Source organism: Rhodopila sp. (assembly GCF_035548095.1).
Taxonomy (GTDB): domain Bacteria; phylum Pseudomonadota; class Alphaproteobacteria; order Acetobacterales; family Acetobacteraceae; genus Rhodopila.
On sequence record NZ_DASZUV010000004.1, the window covers coordinates 350,086 to 366,036 of the forward strand.

The window sequence follows — 15,951 nt, forward strand, 5'->3', positions numbered from 1 at the left end:
CCGGTAGAAGCCGCAGTTCCCTGCGAGCCGAACAACAAGCACGAAGCGCCAAGGGGGCACGTTCATGAGCCAGGCAAGCCAGCCAGCAACAGCGGTTGTCGTTGATCCCGTCAGCAACGTCCTGAAGTGGGTCCTGCTTGGCACCGCAGTGGTGTGCTTCGCGCTGTTCGCCTGGGCAACCGTCCTGACTTATGAGCGTGCCCCGCCGGAGCCGGAGCGGCTGGTCTCCGCCGCGGGTACGACATTGATGACGGACGGGGATATCCTGGCCGGCAAGGGCGCCTTTCAGAAGGCCGACCTGATGGATTACGGCAGCCTTTACGGAATGGGGTCGTACTACGGGCAGGATTACACCGCATGGACGCTCGTGCGCCTGGCGGGGCTGGTGGAGGACGGTGTCGCCACCGCCACCTATGGCAAGCCATACCGCGCCCTGCCGCCCGACCAGCAGGCGGCGGTCAAGGACGCGATGCGGTCCCAGCTCCAGGGCATCGACCTGACGCAGTCCACGGTGACGGTCTCCGACGCCGTCGCGGCCGCCATTCCACAACTGCGGGACACCATCGCCAGGGAACTCGGCACCGCGGATGTTGAAACCGGCTGGACCCCGGCCTTCAGCCTCACACCGGATGAGAAGCTGCAAACCGCCAACTTCCTGATCTACAGCGCGATTACCACCGTGGCGCGCCGGCCGAACGTGGCATGGTCGTGGACGGAGAACTGGCCCTATGAACCCGAGGTCGGCAACACGCCGACGGCCAACACCTTTATCTGGACCTGGGCCAGCTTCTGTTTCACCTTCCTGGCCTTCGGCATGGTCCTGTTCGTTTACGAAGCGTGGCTGAACCATCCCGACGACGCGCCGATGGACCCGGTGCTGGCCAATTTCGGGCCGCTGACGCCGAGCCAGTGCAGGATCGGCAAGTATTTCCTCGTGGTCGCCATCGTGCTGCTGCTGCAGATCGCCGCCGGCACGATCATGGCGCATGCCTACTACGACCGGCGCTCCTTCTACGGCATCGAGTTGCAAAACTGGCTGCCGTTCAATTTCCTCCGCGACGTGCACATCCAGTCGCCGATCATCTGGATCGGCGTCTCGTGGATCGGCTCCGGCCTGTTCCTGGCGCCGGCCATCGCCGGCGGGCGTGAGGCAAAGGGCCAGGCGTTCCTGGTCGACGCCCTGTTCTACGTCACCCTGCTCATCGTCGCCGGCGCCCTGATCGGCAACTGGCTCGGCATCATGGGCTATATCGACAGAGCGTGGTTCTGGTTCGGCAACCAGGGCCTGTCCTATATCCAGCTCGGCCGAGCCTGGCAGATCGGCTTCTTCCTCGGCCTGATCATCTGGAGCGGCCTGATGTTCAGGGCGCTGTGGCCGACCTGGCCGATGCTGCGGCAGGCGACATGGCAGTTCTGGACCGGCCGCATCCGGCTGGAGAACCTGATCTGGGCGGCCACGATCAACATCGCCGTCCTGTACGTGTTCGGCATGATCCCGCTGACCGGCGTCGGCCGGTCGTTCACCATCACCGACTTCTGGCGCTGGTGGGTCGTTCATCTCTGGGTCGAGCAGTCGTTCGAATTCTTTGCTGCCAGCATGAGCGCCTATCTGCTGATGGCGGTCGGCCTGGTCTCCCGCAAGCTGGCGGAACGGGCCGTCTATTTCGAGCTGATCCTGATCTTTCTGGGCGGCGTGCTGGGCACCGGCCACCACCTCTACTGGGCCGGTGGGCCGAGCATGTGGGTGCCGCTGGGCAGCATGTTCTCGTTCATCGAGGTGCTGCCGCTGGTGCTGCTGATCATCGAGGCGATCGGCCAGTACCGGCTCATTCGCGCGCATCGGACCTTCAACTACCGGCTCGCCTACACCTACATCATCGGCGCGGCGTTCTGGAACTTCGTCGGCGCCGGCGTGTTCGGCGGCGGCACGCTGAACGCGCCGTTGATCAACTACTATGAGCACGGGACGTTCCTGACGCTGAACCACGCACACACCGCGCTGTTCGGTGCGTTCGGCCTGCTCGCGATCGGCCTGGTCTACTTCTGCCTGCGCTACGTCGCGGCGGAGCGGGATCCCTTCAATGAGCGGGTGGGGATGTGGGCCTTCTGGCTCTACAATGCCGGCCTGGTGCTGTGGATCCTGCTGAACTTCTTCCCGATCGGCTGGCCGCAGCTGAACGCGGTGTTTCAGCATGGCCTCGCCTATGCCCGCAGCGTGGCGTTCTACAACACGACGCTGGTCTGGCAGTGGCTGCGCCTGCCGGGCGACGTGCTGTTCGCCATCGCCGCGCTGCTGATGGCGTGGGACTTCATCGTCAAGCTGCGCCGGTTCTACCCGGGCCTGGCGTCGCGGATCGGCCGGGTTCCCCCGGTGGCGCAGCCAGGGGAGTGATGCCAGGACCCGTCGCGCCGGAGCCGGGAGCGCCCGTCACCGCCATGGTGGCCGAAAGGCCACCATCCATGCCTTTGCGATGGCAAGCTGGTTGTAGCCCGCCGGGGTTGGGGGCAAAGACGTGGACGGCGGGCCGGCGCCCGCCATGACGTGGGCGCAACACCCATGGGTCGGACTCACGCGCGGCCTGGTGGGTGTAAGCCCGCTCAGCCGCGCGCCGCCTGCACTTTTGCCCCCGCTTGCACCTTTGCCCCCGCTTGTACTTTGGCCCACGTATCCCGCAGCGCGACCGTCCGGTTGAATACCGGTTTCCCCGGCGCCGAATCCGGATCGGCGGCGAAATAACCGGTGCGCTCGAACTGCACCGCCTCGCCCGGCTTCGCGTCCGCCAGCGCCGGTTCGACCAGGCAGCCGTTCAACACGTCCAACGAATCCGGATTCAAATCCGCCAGCGCATCGCCATCGGCTCCCGGATCTGGGCGGTTGAAGAGGTGCGCATATAGCCGCACCTCGGCCGGCACCGCGTCCACCGCCGACACCCAATGGATCGTCGCCTGCACCTTCCGCCCATCCGGCGAGTTGCCGCCACGCGAGGCCGGATCATACGTGCAGCGCAGTTCGACCACCTCACCGGCCGCGTCCTTCACCACGGATTGGCAGGTGACGAAATAGCCGTAGCGCAGACGCACCTCTTGGCCAGGCGCCAGGCGGTAGAATTTCCTTGGCGGATTCTCCATGAAATCGTCACGCTCGACAAACAACTCGCGGCTGAACGTGATCGGACGCGTGCCGGCGGCTGGATTGTCGGGGTGGTTCTGCGCTTCCAGTGTCTCCGACCCGCCTTCCGGATAGTTCTCGATCACCAGCTTCAGCGGCCGCAGCACCGCCATCCGCCGCTCGGCGATCGGGTTCAAGGTGTCGCGGATGGCCGCGTCGAACATCGCCACATCCACCACGCTGTAGGCACGCGCGACACCGACGCGGCGGATGAATTCCCGCAAGGCCGCGGCGGGGACGCCACGGCGACGCACGCCGGCCAGGGTCGGCATGCGCGGATCGTCCCAGCCGCGCACATGTTTGTCGGCCACCAGCCGGGTCAGGTGGCGCTTCGACAGCACCGTGTAGGTCAGGTTGAGCCGAGCGAACTCATACTGGTGCGGACGAGACGGCACCGGCAGGTTTTCGAGCAGCCAGTCGTATAGCGGCCGGTGGTCCTCGAACTCCAGGGTGCAGATCGAGTGGGTGATGTGCTCGATCGCGTCCGACTGGCCATGCGCGAAATCGTAAGTGGGGTAGATGCACCAGGCATCACCGGTACGCGGATGGGTGGCATGCAGGATGCGATACAGCACCGGATCACGCAGGTTCATGTTGCCCGATGCCATGTCGATCTTCGCCCGCAGCACCCGCGCGCCGTTCGGGAACTCGCCCGCGCGCATGCGCCGGAACAGGTCGAGGTTCTCCTCCACGCCGCGTGTCCGGAACCGGCTGTTCTGGCCCGGTTCCGTCAGCGTGCCGCGCTGCTGGCGCATCTGATCCGGCGGCGTGTCGTCCACATAGGCCTTGCCCGCTCGGATCAGGTGCTCCGCCCAGTCATAAAGCTGCTCGAAGTAATCCGAGGCGTGATGCAAATGCACGCCCCAGTCGAAGCCCAGCCAGCGGACATCGCGCTGGATGGCGTCGATGAAGGCCTGCTCCTCCTTCGTCGGGTTGGTGTCGTCGAAGCGCAGATGGCAGCGGCCGCCGAATTCCTGGGCGACGCCGAAGTTCAGGCAGATCGCCTTGGCGTGGCCGAGGTGCAGAAAACCGTTCGGTTCCGGCGGAAAACGGGTCACCACGCCTTGCACGCGGCCGGCATCGACATCCGCCTGGACGATATCGCGGATGAAGTCGCGTCCGGGTTCAACGGCAGGCGTTACGGTATCCACCATTCTCGGCTCCAGAGGTCCGGTCCTTCCCTACACAACGAGCGGGCCGGTGTCATGGCCGCGCTGTGGCGCGGCAGGCTGGGGAATCGCCTATTCCAGCGCCCGCAGCGCATCCGCCACGCCCAGATCGCCGGGCAGCGCGCCACGCGGGAACAGGCGCGTCACATGACCCATCTTCCGCCCAGGCGTGGCGGCATCCTTGCCATACAGGTGGGGGATCAGCCCCGGCTGCGCCACGGCCTTGGGCCAGAGAGCCATACCCTCCGGGCCGATCAGGTTCTTCATCACCGCATCGGAATGGCGCACCGCCGGCGGCAGCGGCAGGCCGGCGATCGAGCGGATATGCAGCTCGAACTGGCTGGCCGGGCAGGCATCGATCGTCCAATGACCGGAATTGTGCGGGCGCGGCGCGATCTCGTTGACGAGCACCTGGCCCCGGGGATCGACGAACATCTCGACCGCCAGCAGGCCGACAAGGTCCAGTGCCTCGGCGACGCGGCGGGCAATCGCCTGCGCGGCCTGATCGACCGGCGGCATGATCCGGGCGGGGGCGAGAGTGAGGTCGAGGATGTGGTGGCTGTGGCGGTTCTCGACGGTATCGAAGGCCGACAGGCCGCCGTCGGCGCCACGGGCGATGACCACGCTGATCTCGCGGGCGAAATCGACGAAGCCTTCCAGCACCAGCGGCTTCGGCGACAGACGCTCGAAAGCCGGCGCGAGATCCTCCGGCGCGCGCAGCATTGCCTGGCCCTTGCCGTCATAGCCCAGCCGCGTGGTCTTCAGCACCGCCGGCAGGCCCAGCCGCCGCGCCGCCGCCTCCAGGTCGGCCAACGTCTCCACCGGCGCCCAGGGTGCGGTCGCCACCCCGGCCCCATTCAGAAACGACTTTTCGGCGATCCGGTCCTGGCTGATCCGCAGCACGCTCGGCGCCGGCCGCACCGGCTTCATCGAGGCCAACAGGTCCAGCCCCTCGGCGGAGACGTTCTCGAACTCGAAACTGACCACGTCCACGGCGCTGGCGAAGGCGCGCAGGGATGCCGGCTCACTGTAATCGGAGATCGTCACGGCGTGGGAGACCTGGGCGGCCGGGCTGTCGACTTCCCGCGTCAGGATATGGCAGCGATAGCCCAGGCGGGCGGCGGCCAGGGCGGACATACGGCCCAGCTGGCCGCCGCCGACCAGGCCGATCGTGGCGTTGGGCAGTAGCGGAAACGTTGTCATCCGGCGGTTGACGCCCCATCGGGTTCGTCGGCCACCGCCTGGGTCTGCTCGGCGCGCCAGGCATCCAGGCGGTCCGCCAGCAGCGGATCGGTGACCGCCAGGATGGATGTGGCCAGCAGCGCCGCGTTGATGGCGCCGGACCGGCCAATCGCCAGGGTGCCCACCGGAATGCCGGCCGGCATCTGGACGATCGACAACAGGCTGTCCATGCCCTTCAGCGCGTGGGACTCCACCGGGACGCCCAGCACCGGCAGCGGCGTCCAGGCGGCACACATGCCCGGCAGGTGCGCCGCCCCGCCGGCGCCGGCGATGATCACCCGCAAGCCGCGTGAGCGGGCGGAACCGGCATAGGCGCGGAGCCGATCCGGCGTGCGGTGGGCGGAGACGATCCGCGCCTCATAGGGCACCGCCAGTTTCCGCAATGTCTCGGCGGCATGCGTCAGGGTCGGCCAGTCCGACTGGCTGCCCATGATGATGCCGACCAGGGCCCGCCCCTGCTCCTCGGGGGATGTGCGGATGCGGGTGTCGTTGGATCCGGTCGTGGCCATGGGTCAGGCGATGCTGTCGGGAATCAGGCGGCTTTCCAGCCAGGCAATCTCATCGCGCAGCATCAGCTTGCGCTTTTTCAGGCGCTGCAGGTGCAACTGGTCTCCGGCCCCCTGCTCCGCCAGCCGCGCGATCACGGTGTCCAGATCGCGATGCTCGCTGCGCAGCCCATGCAGTTTACGGAGCAGGGTGTCGCGGTCGCTCAACATGGAGGCAGCCTGTCATGAAGGGAGCGCGTCGGTCCAGCGCCCCGCCGAGTCACCGCGCAGCCTGGCGCGGTTCGGGTCCCGGCGACACGATCCGGGGCCACGCGGTCCGATGCGGTACGGCCCGATGAGACATCGGCCAACGAGACATCGGCCAATGAGACATCGCCGCATGAAACCTCGGCTCGGGCGTGAACCAGGCATGCGTGCTCCGCCGGTCCCGGCACGCGGCGGTAGGCTTCGCCGGGGCTGCGAAACAGCATGACATCGCGACGCGCGGCGTGTTGCAAACCAACACTGGCGTCGCTGGTGAAAACGGCGTTACAGTTCATTGCCGTGCTCGCCGCGGCGGGCATTGGCAGCCAACCGGTTGAAAACGGAGGTACCAAGTCCATGCAGGATAGTCCGCGCCTCGCCGCTCTGAAAGAGCGGCATGATATGCTTGAGGGCAGGATTTTCGACGAAGACCACCGTCCACGACCCGATTCCGACGCCTTGACGCGACTGAAACTGGAAAAGTTGCGGGTGAAGGAAGAAATGGAGCGGCTAAGGGCCGCCATGACCTGACGGAGTAGCCCATGCGACCCCGCCACGCCGGTCAGGCAGCTTCGTCTGCTTCCGGCGGTGGCGGAAGCGGAACCGTCCGGCCTTCCCGTTCCAGACGCTCATTTGCCTGGGCGACCGCCGCATTCAGGTCGGTCTGGCTGCACAGGCCCAGAATGACCGGATCGCGCGGCTTGATGTTCTGGCTGTTCCAGTGCGTGCGCTCCCGCACCTTCTGGATCGTGTCCTTCGTGGTGCCCAGCAGCTTGCCGACCTGTGCTTCCGACAGTTGCGGATAGTTCCGCAGCAGAAACGCGATCGCGTCCGGCCGGTCATTGCGCTTGGCCACCGGCGTATAGCGGGCGCCGCGCAGGCGCTTCGGCGCCGGCAGCGAGGTAGGCGCCAGCTTCAGCCGCGCGTTGGGATCGGCCTCGCAAGCGCGGATGCTTTCCAGCGTGGTCTGGCCGTTGGCGACCGGGTCGTAGCCGACGATCCCCTGCGCCACCTCGCCGTCCGCGATCGCCTGCACCTCCAGCGGGTGCATGCCGCAGAACTCGGCGATCTGGGTGAAGGTCAGCGCCGTTTTTTCGATCAGCCACACCGCGGTGGCCTTGGGCATCAATGGCAGCGTCATGTGCTCAGTTATCTCTCTCAGCCGGCGCCCGGCGCGTGTCAGGCTTGCTTGCCGCAAGCAGGCCCAGAACCGATGACCGTGGACCGATGACCGTGAACCGATGACCGTTCCCGTGAGCAAACGCCGGCGACAGGATTATATGGCAGCCGAAGCGGGGGATATGACAAGCCCAATCCGATGGGTCAAGCTATGGTTCACGGTCACAACCCATGCGCGGGACGCACCGCGGCAGCAGACAGGGAACAGACATGGCGCAGGACGAGGATCTGCCGCTCCGCAAGCGGCACCGGCTGGAACCGCTGCCGCTGGACAGCCTCGGCGTCGAGGAATTGCACGAGTACATCCAGGAACTCCGCAACGAGATCGCCCGGGTCGAGGCCGATATCACGCGCAAGCAAAGCCACCGCAGCGCCGCCGACGCCTTCTTCAAGCCTCGTTGAAGGCGCGGACCGAGGACCGGAGACAAAAGGGGCCGGATCGACCGGCCCCTCATCATCTGCTCCCGATATGTCCGCCCCCGATATCTCCGCCATCGATCCGCGGAACCAGGGATCCCGGCCGGGATCAAGCCGCCTGGGCGGCGTCCCGGGGATCGTTCGCGATCACCTGCGGTGCTTGTGCCGCGGTGCCGATCGCGATCTTCCGCGGCTTCAGCGCCTCGGGGACGACCCGCTTCAGACCGACATGCAGCAAGCCATTCTGCAGGTCGGCACCCTCGACCACGATGTGGTCGGCGAGGACGAACCGACGCTCAAACGCGCGGGCGGCAATGCCGCGATAGAGGACTTCGGAGCGCTGCCCCTCCTCCTTCACGCGACCGCTGACGATCAGGCTGTTGTCCTGCACCGTCATATCGAGCTCCTCCGGCCGGAAGCCGGCCACCGCCATGGTCAGACGATAGGTGTCCTCACCGGTCTTCTCGATATTGTACGGGGGATAGGACTGGGCTTCGGACGCCGCCGCCGCATTGTCCACCAGCCGGGCGAGCCGATCGAACCCGATGGCGGTACGGAACAGAGGCGCGAAATCAACACGAGTCATTGTACCAAACCTCCTGCAAAGCAAGGTTATCGCATGGGCCGCCCGAACGAGCCGGCCCGAACCACATGCCGAAGACCCCAAAAAGAGGGCGCCCACGGCACTGCTGGAGTTGGTCAATCCGCGCCGCCGGTTCAAGAGACCGGCGGCAACAGCCTATTTCTTTTTCAGGCCAAGGCCGGCGAACTTCTTGTTGAACTTCGCGACCTGGCCGCCGGTATCCACGATGCGCTGGACGCCGGTCCAGGCCGGATGCGACTTCGGGTCGATGTCCAGGCGCAGCGTGTCACCCTCCTTGCCCATGCAGGAGCGGGTGGTGAACTCGGTGCCATCCGTCATCACGATCTTGATCTCGTGGTACTCGGGGTGAATTCCGGCCTTCATCTCTCTTGTCCCTGTCAGGCGCCGCCGATACCGACCGGCCGCGCGAAACGGCGCGTATAGCGGGGTCACCAGCCGGGCTCAAGCACCAACGCGATGGATCACCCGCCGGCTGGCCTCACGACAAGGTCATACAGCCATGCCGGCACCGCCGGGCCGGAATCGTGGACCCGGTTCCCGCCAGCCTGTATCCGGGTGCGGCCCACTCCGCCCCAGCGCTCACTCAGCCCCAGCGCTCACTCAGAAAGACACCCCGACGCAATGCTGCTGCGCCTGCTGATTGGACTCGTCGATTCCAGCCGCCGCCATGCGCTGGCCTTCTTCCTGGGCGGCATCCTGCTCGCCGCCTTCGCCGGCTGGTACGCCTCCGGCCATCTGGGGGTCAGCACCGATACCGACCTGCTGTTCTCCCCCTCCCTGCCCTGGCGCAAGCAGGCGGCGGAGATGAACAAGGCGTTTCCGCAGTACCGCGACCTGCTGGTCGCCGTGGTGCAGGCCCGCATGCCCGAGGAGGCGGATGCCACCGCCAACGCGCTGGCGCTGCAACTGAGCCAGGACAAACAGCATTTCCTGACGGTGCGGCGGCCGGATGCCTCCCCCTTCCTGCAGAAGGAGGGGCTGCTGTTCCTGTCGCCCGCCAAGCTCTCCGCGTTGATGGACCAGACCATCGACGCACAGCCCTTTACCGGCCAGCTGGTCGCGGACCCGACGGCGCGCGGCCTGTTCTCGGCGCTGTCGCTGCTGGGGATGGGCGTCACGAAAGGCGACGCCGACCTGACCCCGTACCTGACCTCGATCGAGAATTTCCACAAGGCGATGGATGCCGCGCTGTCCGGCCATCCGCAGCCGCTGTCCTGGCAGAGCCTGCTGGGCGGCGGGGTCGCCGACCTGGCAGGACCGTATCGCTTCGTCCTGGTGCAGCCGAAGCAGGACTACGGCGCGCTGGAACCCGGCGGCGCAGCGACCGAGGCGATGCGCAAGGTCATCGCCGGGCTGGACTTCGTGAAGTCGGGCGACGCGCAGGTGCGGATCACCGGCCAGATCGCCCTGGCGGATGAGGAGTTCGCCACTGTCGCGGAAGGCGCGGTGGAAGGACTGATCGGCAGCGTCATCCTGATCACGCTGTGGCTGTTCCTGGCGGTGCGCTCCTGGCGGCTGATCGTTCCCATCCTGCTGACCCTGTTCCTGGGACTGCTGCTGACCGGCCTGTTCGCCGCCATCGCCGTCGGCACCCTCAACCTGGTCTCGGTTGGCTTCGCGGTGCTGTTCGTCGGCATCGCGGTGGACTTCGCCATCCAGTTCTCGGTCCGCTATCGGGAATACCGGTTCGAGACGGGCAATCCCGCCGCCGCGATGACGGAAACCGCACGCCGGGTCGGCGTGCAGATCCTGATCGCGTCGCTGGCCACCGCGGCCGGCTTCCTGGCCTTCGTACCGACCGATTTCTCGGGGGTGGCGGAGCTGGGCCTGATCGCCGGCGGCGGCATGATCCTGGCCTTCATCTGCACCATGGCGTTCCTGCCGGCCGCCATCACCCTGTTCCGGCCACGCGGTGAAAGCGTCGAGGTCGGCTTCGCCTGGGCCGCTCGGTTGGACCCGGTGATCGTGCGGCGCCGGCTGCCGATCCTGGCGGTGTTCGGCGTGCTGGCGGTGGCCGCCGTCGCATCCGCCCCGTTCCTGGTGTTCGATTCCGATCCGCTGGCAACGAAGAACCCGAACACCGAGGCCATGCGCACCTTGCGGGACCTGATCAACAACCCGCTGACCAATCCATACACGATCGACATCCTGGCGCCGAACGCGGCGGATGCGGCCGCGATCGCGGAAAAGGTGGAGAAGCTGCCCTCGGTCGCCAGCGTACTGAGCATCAATACCTTCGTGCCGGCGGAGCAGACGCAGAAGCTGGCGGTGATCGCCGACGCCAACAACCTGCTGGCCGCCACCCTGGCACCGCGCAGCCCGGCGGCGCCGATCACCGCCGCCGATATCCGGCTGGCCGCGAAAACCGCGCTGGCGCAGATCGAGCCGGCGCTGGCGAAGCTGCCGCCGGACCATCCGCTGGCGGGGATCGCACAGGACCTGCGGCGCGTGGAGACCGCGCCGGACGCCGTGCTGATGGCGATGAACGCCGCCCTGACGCGCTTCCTGCCCGATCAGCTGGATCGCCTGCGCACCGCGCTCGGTGCCGAACCGGTCACCCTGTCCAGCATCCCCGCCGACTTCGCCCGCGACTGGGTCCTGCCCGACGGGCGCGCGCGGGTGCAGGTGAACCCGAAGCCGGCCTACCACACGCCGGAAGGGTTGCGGGACTTCGTCCGGCAGGTGCGCGGCGTGGCCCCGGATGCCGGTGGATCGGCCGTCACCATCGAGGCGACCAGCGACACCATCATCGGGGCATTCGAGTCCGCCGCGATCTATGCCGTAATCGCCATCGCCGTCCTGTTGTTCCTGCTGCTGCGCCGGCCGCTGGACGTCGCGCTGGTGATGGCGCCGCTGCTGCTGTCGGGGCTGCTGACGCTCCTGGTCGCGGTGTGGCTGCCGCTGCACCTGAACTTCGCCAACATCATCGCCCTGCCGCTGCTGCTGGGCGTCGGCGTATCGTTCAACATCTATTTCGTGATGAACTGGCGTGCCGGCGCCGATGAGCCGCTGGGCAGCGCCACCGCTCGCGCGGTTTTGTTTTCAGCGCTGACGACCGGGACTGCCTTCGGTTCCCTCTGGCTGTCGGCCCATCCCGGCACCGCCAGCATGGGCGAATTGCTGCTGATCAGCCTCGGCTGCACGCTGCTGGCGACGCTGGTATTCGTTCCGGCCCTGCTGGCGACCGTGCGAGTCCCGGCGCGGGAGGTTGAACACACAGGCATTTGAAGCATCCTGTCCTTCTCGATCCTGCAACGACACCCCATCAAACACAGGGTGACTTTGGAAAGGATCGACTAGATGCGCGTGCTTCTGCTTCTGCTTGCCCTGCCGCTTGGCGGCTGTCTGAGCTTCAGTTCGGCGCCGCCGCCCAGGACGACGGTCGTGGTGCCGCCCGGTTCGGCGGTGACCTGCGCCAACGGCCTGGCGCCACCCTGCTGATGTCGCGGCTGAACCGATCATTCCGGGGCGGGAGCATGCGCTTCCGCCCCTTCCCTCGCCCCGCCCCTGCGTCCCCCCTGCCTGCCCTCCGCGTGATCGATGGCCGGCCGGCACGGCATGGGGTCAGGTCGACCCGGCTCTATCACCTCCTTGATTCAAGAGCGCGATTCACGCTCTCTCACCGCCGGCTTCAGGCGATCTTTGGTCCCTCGTCCGCTGCTGAAATGCCTCGGCCAGCAGGCACAGGATTTCGAACAGGATGGACGCGCCGTTGAAGGCGGTCAGCGTGCCGACATCGAAGGACGGCGCCACCTCCACCAGATCGCCGCCCACAAGGTCCAGGCCTTGCAACGATCGCAACAGACGCAGCGCCTCATGCACCCCGATCCCGCCGGCCTCGGGAGTCCCCGTTCCCGGCGCCTGGCTGGGGTCCAGGCTGTCGATGTCATAGGTCAGATAAACCTTGCCGGTGCCGGCGATCCGCCGAGCCTCCTCGGCCACGGCGCGCCAGCCCAGATCGGCGAACTCGTCCATCGAAACGACCCGCATGCCGCTGCGCTGGCTGAACCCCCACATGTCGGGATCGTTGGTGGTGCCACGGATGCCGATCTGGATCACCCGCTGCGGGTCGATCAGGTTTTCCTCGGCGGCGCGGCGGAACGGGGCGCCGTGGTGGAAGCGCGAGCCCAGGTAGTCATCGCCGGTGTCCGAATGCGCATCGATATGGATCATCCCGACCGGCCCGTGCATGGCCGCCACGGCGCGCAGGATCGGCAGGCTGATCGAATGGTCGCCGCCGACCGACAGCGGCACGATGCCGGCCGCGGTGACGATGCGGTAGAAGGCTTCGATCTCCGACAATGCGGTGATCAGGTCATAGGGCCGCTCGATCCAGCAATCGCCCAGGTCGCGCACACGGGCGGCGGCGAAGGGCTGCACCCGGGTGGCGGCATTGATCCGCCGCAGCAACGTCGACTGCTCGCGCACCGCCCGCGGACCATGCCGCGCGCCGGAGCGGTTGGTGACGCCGCCGTCGAAAGGCACGCCGATCAGGCCGATATCGGTGTCGGTCAGGTCCTGCGATGGCGGCGCGCGGAAGAAGCTGGCGATCCCGGCATAGCGCGGGCGCGCCTGCGGGTCCTGGAGATCCTGATACGCGGTCGGCTGCTTGATCATGCACCCCCCTGTCCGTGCGTCCGGCGGGACTATACGCGCGGGAGCGGAGTCTGTCGCAGCGCCCGTCGCGGCCGGCATGCGGATCGGGCCAGGCCCTTGACCATCGACGCCGGCGTGGCCGCGCAGGGCGCCGATGCCGGCGCGACGGTATGGAAACCGGGATCCTGACGGGATCGGCGTCTGCAATCGCACAAAATGTCCTCGAGGCATGTCCTTGAGGCGTTCTGTTCATGGCTCCGCCGCGCATCGCGTCGCGGAAAGCCGTTCCTATCCGGATCACCGCGGTCGAATGCCTGCCGATCACGCGGCTTGCTGATCGGTTCTCCCTGCCACGCGGGCAACATCAGATGGTCCAGGACAGCCCGGCCGTTCGGCGGGCACGGCATTTCATGTCCGCGACGCTCCCGTCCGCAGCCCGCGGTAGTAGTCGTCCAGCGCATCCCGAATCGCCCGCACCAGCACCCGACGGTGCGCCGGCTGCTTCAGCAGCGCCTCGTCCCGCCGGTTGGAGATGAACCCCGTCTCCAGCAGCACGCTGGGGATGTCGCGCGCGCCCAGCACATACAGATGCGCGGCCCGCGCCGGAGCGCCGACCATTTTGATGTCGTCGGCCAGTTGCTCGATCATGCTGTATTGCAGCCAGGCCGATCCCGGCGCCGGATGCGGTTCCGCGGCACTCAGCGCCGCCGCGATGCCGCCGGGATCCTGCGCATTGGCGGTCAGGCCGCCGCCACGGGAACGCCGCACATAGACGCTGGCGCCGCGCGCGTGCCGGTCGGGCGAGGCATCGGCATGGATCGCGATCAGCATGTCGGCATCGTGTCGCCGCGCGAAGGCCAGACGATCGCCCAGCGATACGGTGCGGTCCGTGGATCGGGTCAGCGCCGTGCGATACCGGCCCGTCGCGTCGAGGGATCGTTTCAACTCCTGCGCGATGGCCAGGGTGATGTCCTTCTCCCGCGTGCCGCCCGCGCCGATCGCCCCCGGATCAGTGCCGCCATGACCCGGATCGATGACGATCAGCGGCCGGTCGGCGGCAACCGCGGGCGAATGCCGGCCGGGACGTGAAGCCGGCGGACGCCGGAGCGGATGGCTCGCCGACGACGCCATCTGCAGCTTGCGTACCCCCGCCGGACGCCTGGCCGGCGTCGATACGGCCCGGCCCTTGGAGCGCGCCGATGCGGCGGACGCCATGTGCCTGCCATGCGGCCTGGACGCCGTCACCGGCCGCCCCGCGGCCGGGCGCGTCTTGGCGTGCGTCGGCCGCGCCGGCCTCGCGGCGGCGGCCGTCGCCTGGCGATGCGCCGCCGCGCCGGAACGGGCCTTCGCCGTCGCCTGACTGCGCGTCTTGCCGGGCGCGGTTTTCACCGCCGAGGTCGTCGGGTGGGCCGTCTTGGCCGCCGCCTCGGTCAGCGGTGCCACCAGCAGCCCGCCACCCACCACCGCCGCCAGCACGCCCCGACACAGCCTCGCCGCATGCCGCATCCGTTTCCCCCGGTCCGAACGCCAATCGAGGGGGTTCTAGCGGGCACGGAAGTTCTTTCAAAGAGTTGAAAAGGTTTCCTAATTTTTCATATCAGGTTTGACGGAAGGCATTCAACCGAGCGGGGACATCGGCGATGGCGTCGAGATCGACATTGGCGAAGGCCAGCCGCAGATACCGGTCCTGGCCCGGACCGAAGAACGGGCCGACCAGGGACAGCAGGCCGCATTCCGTGGCCAGGGCCTCACCCACCGCCATCGCGTCCCGCGCGCCCTCGGGGATGCGGATATAGGCGAAATAGGTGCCCAGCGCGTCGATCCGCCAGTCGGGCAACTGGCCGACACCCGCCCGGAACACGCGGGCCCGTTCGGCGATGATGGCGCGGTTGCCGGCCTTCCAGTCGTGCAGGTTGTCGATCGCCCAGGCCAGGCCCGGCAGCGGGCCGCGCGGTGGGCAGATCTGCATGGTGTCCAGCACCTTGTTCAGCTCGGCCCGCACCCCCTGGCCGCAGGCGACGGCGCCCACGCGGTGCCCGGCGATGCAGTAGGATTTCGAGAACGAATACAAGTGCACGACGTAGTCGCCCCAATCCGGGTCCTGGAACAGCGTGTGCGGCGGCAACGCCGCCTCCGGCAGGAAGTCTCGGTAGGATTCATCGACGATCAGCCAGACGCCGCGCTCGCGGCACAGCGCGGCAAAGCGGGCGATCACCTCGGGCGGATAGATCGCGCCGGTCGGGTTGTTGGGGCTGATCAGCACGATCGCCCGGGTGCGCGGAGTCAGCAACGCCGCCGCCTGCTCCGGGTCCGGAACGAAACCGGCTGCCGCCGGGCAGGGCAGCGGCAGCACCTCCAGCCCCTGCATGGTCAGCGCCATGGCATTGTTGAAATACCACGGCACCGGCAGCATCACCTGGTCGCCGGCGCCGCACAGCACGGTGATCACCATGGTGAAGGCGAGGTTCGCACCGGCGGTGATGGCCACATCGCCCGCAGCGAGGCCGGCGCCGTAGACACGGTTGATGTCGGCCGCCAGCGCCGCGCGCAGCGCCTCATCCCCATCGATGGTGCCATAGCGGGCCTGCACCGGAGAGGCCGCGCCCTCGGCCAGCCGCGCGGCGAGGTCGGGATGGGTCGGATAGCCCGGCACCGCTTGCGTCAGATCAATGGTGGGGCCGGCTCTGCCATCATAGCGTGTGGCCCAGGCCTTGGCGGTGGGAATCGGCGCGGCGAATGTGTCGCGGATGCGGGCGGAGAGCGGCGGACGGATCATGGACGTCTTATTGCCGGGATATGTCCGGGAGGTGAAGCGTCGCTCGGCCG

15 protein-coding genes are annotated in these 15,951 nt (G+C 67.6%); 5 read left to right on the forward strand and 10 right to left on the reverse strand.

Going from position 1 to position 15,951, the window contains the following annotated elements:
- Positions 1–64 precede the first annotated feature (64 nt).
- Complete coding sequence (locus VHC04_RS05905) at positions 65–2,392, forward strand: nitric-oxide reductase large subunit (protein ID WP_325678986.1); 2,328 nt, start codon at positions 65–67, stop codon at positions 2,390–2,392.
- A 206-nt stretch (positions 2,393–2,598) separates the two neighbouring features.
- On the opposite strand, the gene VHC04_RS05910 is transcribed toward VHC04_RS05905, so the two are convergent.
- From VHC04_RS05910 to VHC04_RS05925, 4 genes are all read right to left on the reverse strand, one after another.
- A complete protein-coding gene (locus VHC04_RS05910; protein ID WP_325678988.1) occupies positions 2,599–4,323 on the reverse strand; it encodes a glutamine--tRNA ligase/YqeY domain fusion protein in 1,725 nt (574 codons plus the stop codon).
- A gap of 87 nt (positions 4,324–4,410) precedes the next feature.
- Complete coding sequence (locus VHC04_RS05915) at positions 4,411–5,541, reverse strand: 5-(carboxyamino)imidazole ribonucleotide synthase (protein ID WP_325678989.1); 1,131 nt, start codon at positions 5,539–5,541, stop codon at positions 4,411–4,413.
- On the reverse strand, positions 5,538–6,011 hold the full coding sequence (purE, locus tag VHC04_RS05920) for a 5-(carboxyamino)imidazole ribonucleotide mutase (protein ID WP_325679061.1): 474 nt from the start codon (positions 6,009–6,011) through the stop codon (positions 5,538–5,540). Before purE ends, VHC04_RS05915 begins: the two co-directional genes overlap by 4 nt.
- An 81-nt stretch (positions 6,012–6,092) precedes the next feature.
- On the reverse strand, positions 6,093–6,296 hold the full coding sequence (locus tag VHC04_RS05925) for a YdcH family protein (protein WP_325678991.1): 204 nt from the start codon (positions 6,294–6,296) through the stop codon (positions 6,093–6,095).
- Between the two features lie 390 nt (positions 6,297–6,686).
- Here VHC04_RS05925 and VHC04_RS05930 point away from each other — a divergent pair, with 390 nt between their 5' ends.
- Positions 6,687–6,860, forward strand: coding sequence for a YdcH family protein (locus VHC04_RS05930; RefSeq protein ID WP_325679063.1), 174 nt, complete (start codon positions 6,687–6,689; stop codon positions 6,858–6,860).
- 31 nt (positions 6,861–6,891) lie between these two features.
- Here VHC04_RS05930 and VHC04_RS05935 read toward each other — a convergent pair whose 3' ends face one another.
- The gene (locus VHC04_RS05935) at positions 6,892–7,470 is read right to left on the reverse strand and encodes a DUF1013 domain-containing protein (protein WP_325678993.1); all 579 of its coding nucleotides are present in this window, start codon (positions 7,468–7,470) and stop codon (positions 6,892–6,894) included.
- Positions 7,471–7,718: 248 nt separating this feature from the next.
- On the opposite strand from VHC04_RS05935, the gene VHC04_RS05940 reads away from it, so the two are divergent.
- Positions 7,719–7,910 carry a DUF1192 domain-containing protein gene (locus VHC04_RS05940; protein WP_325678995.1) on the forward strand — a complete coding sequence of 64 codons (192 nt, stop codon included), beginning with the start codon at positions 7,719–7,721 and terminating at the stop codon, positions 7,908–7,910.
- A gap of 124 nt (positions 7,911–8,034) precedes the next feature.
- On the opposite strand, the gene VHC04_RS05945 is transcribed toward VHC04_RS05940, so the two are convergent.
- The gene (locus tag VHC04_RS05945; protein WP_325678997.1) at positions 8,035–8,511 is read right to left on the reverse strand and encodes an Hsp20 family protein; all 477 of its coding nucleotides are present in this window, start codon (positions 8,509–8,511) and stop codon (positions 8,035–8,037) included.
- A 153-nt stretch (positions 8,512–8,664) separates the two neighbouring features.
- Positions 8,665–8,892 carry a 50S ribosomal protein L31 gene (gene rpmE / locus VHC04_RS05950; protein ID WP_325678998.1) on the reverse strand — a complete coding sequence of 76 codons (228 nt, stop codon included), beginning with the start codon at positions 8,890–8,892 and terminating at the stop codon, positions 8,665–8,667.
- Positions 8,893–9,150: 258 nt separating this feature from the next.
- On the opposite strand from rpmE, the gene VHC04_RS05955 reads away from it, so the two are divergent.
- Together VHC04_RS05955 and VHC04_RS05960 are read left to right on the forward strand one after the other, a co-directional pair.
- Positions 9,151–11,757, forward strand: a complete 2,607-nt coding sequence (locus VHC04_RS05955) for an MMPL family transporter (protein ID WP_325679000.1) — start codon at positions 9,151–9,153, stop codon at positions 11,755–11,757.
- Between the two features lie 72 nt (positions 11,758–11,829).
- Entirely contained in the window at positions 11,830–11,970 is a 141-nt protein-coding gene (locus VHC04_RS05960) for a hypothetical protein (protein WP_325679002.1), read from the forward strand.
- 168 nt (positions 11,971–12,138) lie between these two features.
- Here the strand turns inward: VHC04_RS05960 and speB are convergent, their stop codons facing one another.
- The 3 genes from speB to VHC04_RS05975 form a co-directional block, all read right to left on the reverse strand.
- The gene (speB, locus tag VHC04_RS05965) at positions 12,139–13,146 is read right to left on the reverse strand and encodes an agmatinase (protein ID WP_325679004.1); all 1,008 of its coding nucleotides are present in this window, start codon (positions 13,144–13,146) and stop codon (positions 12,139–12,141) included.
- 387 nt (positions 13,147–13,533) lie between these two features.
- The gene (locus VHC04_RS05970; protein WP_325679006.1) at positions 13,534–14,631 is read right to left on the reverse strand and encodes an N-acetylmuramoyl-L-alanine amidase family protein; all 1,098 of its coding nucleotides are present in this window, start codon (positions 14,629–14,631) and stop codon (positions 13,534–13,536) included.
- 91 nt (positions 14,632–14,722) lie between these two features.
- On the reverse strand, positions 14,723–15,901 hold the full coding sequence (locus VHC04_RS05975; RefSeq protein WP_325679008.1) for an aminotransferase: 1,179 nt from the start codon (positions 15,899–15,901) through the stop codon (positions 14,723–14,725).
- Positions 15,902–15,951: the final 50 nt, after the last annotated feature.

Excerpts from the sequence above, each read along its gene's own strand:
- VHC04_RS05915 (WP_325678989.1), bottom strand. The coding sequence starts at position 5,541 with ATGACAACGTTTCCGCTACTGCCCAACGCCACGATCGGCCTGGTCGGC.
- VHC04_RS05910 (WP_325678988.1), bottom strand. The coding sequence starts at position 4,323 with ATGGTGGATACCGTAACGCCTGCCGTTGAACCCGGACGCGACTTCATC.
- purE (WP_325679061.1), bottom strand. The coding sequence starts at position 6,011 with ATGGGCAGCCAGTCGGACTGGCCGACCCTGACGCATGCCGCCGAGACA.
- VHC04_RS05940 (WP_325678995.1), top strand. The coding sequence starts at position 7,719 with ATGGCGCAGGACGAGGATCTGCCGCTCCGCAAGCGGCACCGGCTGGAA.
- VHC04_RS05970 (WP_325679006.1), bottom strand. The coding sequence starts at position 14,631 with ATGCGGCATGCGGCGAGGCTGTGTCGGGGCGTGCTGGCGGCGGTGGTG.
- VHC04_RS05930 (WP_325679063.1), top strand. The coding sequence starts at position 6,687 with ATGCAGGATAGTCCGCGCCTCGCCGCTCTGAAAGAGCGGCATGATATG.
- VHC04_RS05945 (WP_325678997.1), bottom strand. The coding sequence starts at position 8,511 with ATGACTCGTGTTGATTTCGCGCCTCTGTTCCGTACCGCCATCGGGTTC.
- VHC04_RS05975 (WP_325679008.1), bottom strand. The coding sequence starts at position 15,901 with ATGATCCGTCCGCCGCTCTCCGCCCGCATCCGCGACACATTCGCCGCG.
- VHC04_RS05925 (WP_325678991.1), bottom strand. The coding sequence starts at position 6,296 with ATGTTGAGCGACCGCGACACCCTGCTCCGTAAACTGCATGGGCTGCGC.
- speB (WP_325679004.1), bottom strand. The coding sequence starts at position 13,146 with ATGATCAAGCAGCCGACCGCGTATCAGGATCTCCAGGACCCGCAGGCG.
- rpmE (WP_325678998.1), bottom strand. The coding sequence starts at position 8,892 with ATGAAGGCCGGAATTCACCCCGAGTACCACGAGATCAAGATCGTGATG.
- VHC04_RS05955 (WP_325679000.1), top strand. The coding sequence starts at position 9,151 with ATGCTGCTGCGCCTGCTGATTGGACTCGTCGATTCCAGCCGCCGCCAT.
- VHC04_RS05905 (WP_325678986.1), top strand. The coding sequence starts at position 65 with ATGAGCCAGGCAAGCCAGCCAGCAACAGCGGTTGTCGTTGATCCCGTC.
- VHC04_RS05935 (WP_325678993.1), bottom strand. The coding sequence starts at position 7,470 with ATGACGCTGCCATTGATGCCCAAGGCCACCGCGGTGTGGCTGATCGAA.
- VHC04_RS05960 (WP_325679002.1), top strand. The coding sequence starts at position 11,830 with ATGCGCGTGCTTCTGCTTCTGCTTGCCCTGCCGCTTGGCGGCTGTCTG.